The organism is Plebeiibacterium marinum (assembly GCF_026013615.1).
GTDB lineage: Bacteria > Bacteroidota > Bacteroidia > Bacteroidales > Marinilabiliaceae > Saccharicrinis > Saccharicrinis marinus_A.
In genome coordinates, this window is record NZ_JAPDPI010000091.1 from 1 (window position 1) to 4,647 (window position 4,647).

The 4,647-nt window shown below is 32.8% G+C and carries 3 protein-coding genes; 1 reads left to right on the forward strand and 2 read right to left on the reverse strand.

The window, feature by feature from the left end; translation table 11 throughout:
* Positions 1-110: 110 nt before the first annotated feature.
* Positions 111-1,169 (reverse strand): hypothetical protein, encoded by a 1,059-nt coding sequence (locus OM074_RS20820; protein WP_301202631.1) that lies wholly within the window; start codon positions 1,167-1,169, stop codon positions 111-113.
* 142 nt (positions 1,170-1,311) lie between these two features.
* Here OM074_RS20820 and OM074_RS20825 point away from each other — a divergent pair, with 142 nt between their 5' ends.
* On the forward strand, positions 1,312-1,542 hold the full coding sequence (locus OM074_RS20825; RefSeq protein ID WP_301202632.1) for a hypothetical protein: 231 nt from the start codon (positions 1,312-1,314) through the stop codon (positions 1,540-1,542).
* A gap of 155 nt (positions 1,543-1,697) precedes the next feature.
* On the opposite strand, the gene OM074_RS20830 is transcribed toward OM074_RS20825, so the two are convergent.
* On the reverse strand, positions 1,698-2,249 hold the full coding sequence (locus OM074_RS20830; RefSeq protein ID WP_301202633.1) for a hypothetical protein: 552 nt from the start codon (positions 2,247-2,249) through the stop codon (positions 1,698-1,700).
* Positions 2,250-4,647: the final 2,398 nt, after the last annotated feature.

Sequence of the window (4,647 nt, forward strand, 5' to 3'; positions counted from 1 at the left end):
TATCATACGTAAAGGTTTCTGGGATAATGTTTAGTTCAACAAACCCTCCAATGTGTAGGGTATGCAAGCAACCCTACATTAGAGGCTAAGTGTTGGCAACTGTAATTTACTTATTTATCAACAGTTGAACTTATTATAATTCCCCACTTTTTGTTTTTGATTTTATATTCCTTCTTCAATTTCTTTGAATCTATTATTCTTAAGTCCACAAAATTCTTGTCATTTAAACCAAACAACTCTGATTCATAATTCTTTTCAAGCACTTTATCATTCAAAATATAAACTAAAGAATTGTCTTCGGTGTTCTCTGAAACTATTCGGGTATATTCACTGGATTTTGATTTTAAATAATTACAATATTTCTGTTTAGCATACTCTTTTGTGTAAATAAATATAACTCCATTCTTCCCTTCATTTCCGGCTATTTTTACAGCATTTTCATCTTTAAATACATTTATAAAAGCGATTTCATTTTCGTCATATATTGATAGAACTCCTTTATTTACCCTGATGCTATCCAAATAAAATAGCGGGTCATTTGGATTAAAAAGCGAAATTTTTGAGGTCTTATTATATATGCTATAACAGGAGATTACTAAATCAATTGCTTCAATAGGTTTATCTAAATAATAAATTTTATTGATTGGAAACTGAGGTTTAATACTTTTGTCTATTTTAACATAAAACGAAATAGTATCATTTGAGAATTTCCAATACTCAGAACAACCACGAGAAAGCCATTTATCTTTAAATTCTGGGTATAAAAGAAAGACATCACTTAATTTCAAATTTTCAACATCTATCAAAGAATCATTAGGCAAATTTCCTTTAAATGATTTAGTTAAACGAAATTTACTAATCAAATCAGTATTTTTTTCTTTTTGAAATATAATCCCTGGGAATTGAATTGATGAATATCCTATTCCAGTCTCAAACCTAGAATCTTCTCCAATACATTCTTTTGGATAATCCAATTCCTCAACTTCCACTTGTTTTATATCCGGAGCTAATTCTTTTAATTCATTTAGTGTCGTTTGACATAAACAAAAGTCAGATATTGAAATCTTATTTGCTAAGGTTGAATCAATTGGAAAATCTTTATTAGTTTGTGCCTTTCCTGAGAAATCTATAACAATTAATAAAATTATATTCAGAATAAAATATTTCATTTGTGCAGTTTTTTATTTTATAGTTGCCAACGGACGGTTAGTATAAGATTAGTGCGCTAACCACAAACTTAGATAAAAGCACTAACGTAACATAGCGCATTAATTTTATACATTGTTATGCGCTTTTAATTAAGGTCTGACTATGAACTTATTTAAGCAAATAAAAACAAAATTATACGATGGAACTGTGGTTAAAGAAGGCGATAAAGTTGCTTTTGTAAACTCAGATGGCGAAAGTTGTGAAGGGTTAATAGAACGTAGGCAGTTTGATGCTACACACATGGATACTGGCGAAAAGTTAAAAAAAGGTACTTTGTTTTTCTGGAATATAGGATTCAATGTTTCAGATTATCGAAATGCGTTTCTAGTTTAATTGCGCATAACGGTGGCAATATGCGGAGGCCGGGATTTCAAAGCTCCAACTTGTCAAACCGTTGCGATTTTGAGTAAATGTACAAAAGTTTAAATCACCCACTTCCCCCGGCTTACGTATATTGCGTGTTATGGGCTGGCATTTTTTCATTTGTGTCAAAATATTTTAATCGTTGTACCTGGTATATAAAATCCATCTAATATCCATGGCTCTTTAACCAAATTATAGAACCAAAAATATATCAGAATCATTCCAATCATTAATCCAGTCCGATACATATTTTTAGGTAATCGAATCTTATTGAGTCCATAAAGCATTAATAATAAGCTAAAGATAGGAAATCCTAATCCTTGTTTATCCCTTACTTCACCATAGTAAAAAGTCGAACCATACCAAAGTTCAAACCAGTCCATAATCGCAAGAGATATGACTGCAACTAAAATAATATTTATTACCCGAATTGAGATTTCTTTTTTCCTTACCCAAATAATCCCAATGATGAATATTGATAAGAATAATATTAATCTTAGAACCATTAAACATACAATGCCAATATTAGTATAGTAATCATGGAATGGGTCATAATTCTTAGTTCCATATTCTCCATTCGGGGTAAGAGCTGCAATAAAATAAATCAGTAATCCAATAATCGTAATTACTGAAATAATAATCATTACGTAATCGAGTATTTTAATTTTTAATCTCATAGATTAATCAAAATCAAAGTTACGGGAATAGAGAATGGTAATACGAATGAAAACCAGTAACCTAATCTAAATGTCCTTTCCCTAAACCTATCTATATTGTCAGGTTTAATAAGATTCTCACTAATCGGACCAAGAAAGTAGAACAGATTTGCAATCAACATCATAAATAAGTATCCAATTCCTTGAAATAAAGTTGTAAAAAGAGTAATCTCTGCATTTGTGTCTTTTGGTATAATCATGAATTGAACAACAAGAGCATAACAAATAAAAGCAAGAAATCCAGCTTTAATCAGTCCTATATTGTATCTAATCCGTCTGTTATTCCACCATCTCATTGTTGGAATCTGTTCGTCTGTATTTAGATTATCAATCATTTTACTCTCAGTTTGTTGTTTTGCAGGTCGCTCTCATGCTTGCCCATAACGGATTGGGCATATGAACCGTGCGGGGATTTAAATTGCACGCCCCTTCTTTAATCGCACAGAGCCCAATGATTTTATAGGGACTAAATTTAACAATAATAAGTTTCTAAAAAAGCATTGGGCGGATTTATTGAAATCACCGAAACCTCGCGAATCACTGCACCCCGCATGGTTTATGATGCCGTGTTGGCGTTTGGGTTATTTTCCTTGGCAACTTTACACTGATGTATTTACGAGCAATTATACTTTGTTTTGGCGCGCGGGCCAGTTCTAAAAATCTTTCATTTTGAAAACTCCTTTCTTTCGAACTCAAAACCCACAAACATTCAATATTTATTATTAATACGCCTTGCTTTTTTTCAATTGCTCAACTTCATTTTTACGCTCGCTTTTAAATTATAATCGTTTATTAATAAGTTTTGCGGTTTACGTTTTCGTTCAAATAATTCTTTTATTTGAACTTGTTTTCAGCTTTAGAAACGAGCACAAAAATCTAACATGTACAAACCTCATTCATCTTTCTCCAATTATGCAGCTCCTTTTTCCAAGTTGTATTTTTGCAGTTAAAACCGATTATGAATCTCATTTTCGACTACGGAATACAAGTACGTTTTCTTCTGAAACCAACCTACATTGGAACCAAAATACTTCGATTTTCGAACTATGATATTTAAGCGTTTTGAAAATTCGTTTGATTTACGTTTTGCAATTTCCGACATGTAAATCCCCAATCGTTCCTCTGAAAAAAAAGAGCGCGGGAAAGAAAAACAAAGTATACCCTTCTCCAATTTCTCCAACCTCTTTCGACCAGCCTCCTATTACAGTTTTGCTTTTCAATAACCTTAACGCCAACGGATTGGGCATATGAACCGTGCGGGGATTAAAATAGTACGCCCCTTCTTTCACAGCACAGAGCCCAATGCTTTTACAGGGACTAAATTTAACAATAAATAGTTTCTTTAAAAGCATTGGGCGGACTTATTGAAATCACCAAAACTTAGCAAACTACTTCACTCCCGCATGATTTATGATACTGTGTTAGCGTTAGGGTTCTTTTGCCTTCGCAACTTTACTCTGTTGTGTTTACGAGCAATTAAATTTTGTTTTGGCGCGTGGGCAAGTTCTAAAAATCGTTCTTTTTGAAAACTCCTTTCCTTTGAACTCAAAACCCACAAACGTTCAAAATTAATTATTAATACGCTTTGCTCCTTTTCAACTGCTCAACTTCTATTTTTTGCGCTCACTTTTAAATTATAATCGTCTGTGAATTAATCTTGCGGTTTACGTTTTCGTTCAAATAATTCTTTTATTTGAACTTATTGTTCTCATTTTTAAAAACGAGTACAAAAATTTTATCGCGAGAAGAACCTCATTTACTTTCTTCAATTGTGCAGCGTTTTTTTCCAAGTTGTATTTTTGCAGTTAAAACCGTTTGTAAATCGAATTTTTGCTTACGAAATGCAAATATATTTTTCTTCTTCAGCCAACATCCTTTCGAACCAAAACTCTACAATTTTCGAACGATGACTTTTAGGCGTTTTTCAAAATTTGTTTGGTTTACGTTTTGCAATTTACGTCATGCAAACCCAAATTATTTCTCTGGAAAAAAAGAGCGCGGGAAAGAAAAACAAAATTTATCCAGCTTCAATTGCTCCAACCTCATTCTTCCAGCTTTCTACTACAGTTTTGCGATTTTTTCAAGAACCTTAACGCTAACGGATTGGGCATATGAACCGTGCGGGAATTAAATTAGTACGCCCTTTCTTTAATCGCACAGAGCCCAATGGTTTTATAGGGACTAAATTTAACAATAAATAGTTTCTTTAAAAGCATTGGGCGGACTTATTGAAATCACCGCAACCTCGCAAACCACCACGCCCAGCATGGTTTATGATGCCGTGTTGAACTAAACCCGCAAAGCGGGGGCTTAGGCTAAAACTAACAAAATTCGTAAGATAATTACATCTTCTACCATT